The 1,725-nt window shown below is 70.4% G+C and carries 2 protein-coding genes and 1 pseudogene; all 3 read left to right on the forward strand.

The features are described 5' to 3' along the window. Positions 1 to 202 (forward strand): annotated as a pseudogene (locus tag Q1K57_RS09790) (disulfide bond formation protein DsbA); the annotation flags it as partial. Positions 203 to 340: 138 nt separating this feature from the next. Then, positions 341 to 793, forward strand: a complete 453-nt coding sequence (locus Q1K57_RS09795) for a ribose-5-phosphate isomerase (protein WP_300081701.1) — start codon at positions 341 to 343, stop codon at positions 791 to 793. Positions 794 to 816: 23 nt separating this feature from the next. Then, positions 817 to 1,725, forward strand: a 909-nt coding sequence (locus Q1K57_RS09800) for a hypothetical protein (RefSeq protein ID WP_300081704.1), incomplete at its 3' end; no start/stop codon positions are given.

Here is a 1,725-nt window from a genome sequence, read left to right on the forward strand (position 1 = left end):
CGCCGGTATGGACGCCGTCGGCGACGAGGTCGGCACGCCGGTGCTCCACGTCAACGGCATGGCCCTGTTCGGGCCGGTGATCTCCCCGGCCCCCAAGGGCGAGGCTGCCGGTGACCTGTTCGACGGCTTCGTCAAGGTCACCGCCTACCCGGGATTCTTCGAGCTCAAGCGGACGCGGACGGTCGAGCCCATCTTCGACTGAGACACCCGCTGGTCGGGACTGTCGCGACCCCGCACCCGCCCGGTCTCGGCGGGCTCGCCCCACCAACGGGCGTGGGCAGGCGTGCCAACGGGCGTGGGCAGGCGTGCACGGCGGCGCGGAGTGCGACAGGATGAAGCCATGCGCGTCCACATCGCCACCGACCACGCCGCCTTCGACCTCAAGCAGTATCTCGTCAAGGAGCTCACGGCCCTGGGCCATCAGGTGATCGATCACGGCGCCGAGCGCTACGACGCCACCGACGACTACCCCGTGTTCATCCTGCCGTGTGCCGAGGCCGTGGCCGGCGATCCCGGTTCGCTGGGCATCGTGCTGGGCGGCTCGGGCAACGGCGAACAGATAGCAGCCAACAAGGTGCGCGGCGTCCGGGCTGGCCTGGCCTACAACACGGTGATGGCTCGCCTGACGCGCGAGCACAACAACGCCAACGTCCTCAGCCTGGGTGGCCGCATGCAGAGCCTCGAGGATGCCCTCGAGATGGCCAAGGTCTTCCTCGAGACGCCGTTCTCGGAGGATCCCCGCCACGTGCGCCGCATCGAGATGCTGGACGCCTACGAGGCCGAGCACCGCTGACCCGCCCACCCGGGAACCACCCCATGAACCTGCTCACCGACGCTGTCGCCTCCCTCGGCCGGGTCTTCCGCGACGCCGGCCGCGTCCTGGCCAACCACTGGCCCCAACTCGTCGGGCTCTTCCTCCTCGGCTGGACGGGCCGGCTCGGTTTCCTGTGGCTGGCCACGCTCGTGTCGAACATCAGCCCGCTGGCCGCCGCACTCATCGTGCCCCTCGCCCCCATGTCGACGCTGCTCTCGCTGGTGCTCATGCTGCGCGCCACCGCGCCGTCACTGCCCGCGTTCGAGCACCTCTTCGACGGGCTCACCCGCGGCGCGCGCATCCGGAGCGACCTCGCCGTCGCGGGCCAGGTGCTGCTGCCGTTCCTCGCCGTCTACGCCTCCGCCGGCCTGCTGAAGGAGGACGTGCGCGTCTACCTGCACGACACCACCGCCGACGAGAGCCACAACACCGCCCTGGCGAACGTCGACTGGGGGCGCGCGCTCTACGCCGAGGGTTGGGTGCTGGTCGCCCTCGTCGTGGCGGCACTCGTGGCCCGCAAGGTGATCGCTTTGCTCTCGCTCACGCAGAAGCACCTCGCGTGGGCGGGCGTGGCTGCCTACATCGAGGTGCTGTGGCTGATGACGCTGGCCAACAGCTTCGCCTCGCGCATCGACGAGGTCACCGCGTGGGTCACCTCGCGCCAGGCTGTCGCCGGCGTGATCGACGCGTACGAGGCTGCTCGCGCCTGGCTCGTCTCGCTCGTCGGCTGGGCCGATGCGGCGCTGAACGCCGTCGCCACCTTCCTCTCAGGGCTCGGCTCGGTGGTGCTCGTGCCCGTCGCATGGCTGGCCATCGGCGCCGCCGTGTACGGGCAGAAGCTGGCCGGCAAGGCCATCGAGGTGGAGACCCACGAAGAGGTCACCAAGCGGCTGTCGAAGGTGCCCGACCCC

Origin of the sequence: Propioniciclava sp., assembly GCF_029977985.1 — a bacterium.
Taxonomy (GTDB): domain Bacteria; phylum Actinomycetota; class Actinomycetes; order Propionibacteriales; family Propionibacteriaceae; genus Propioniciclava.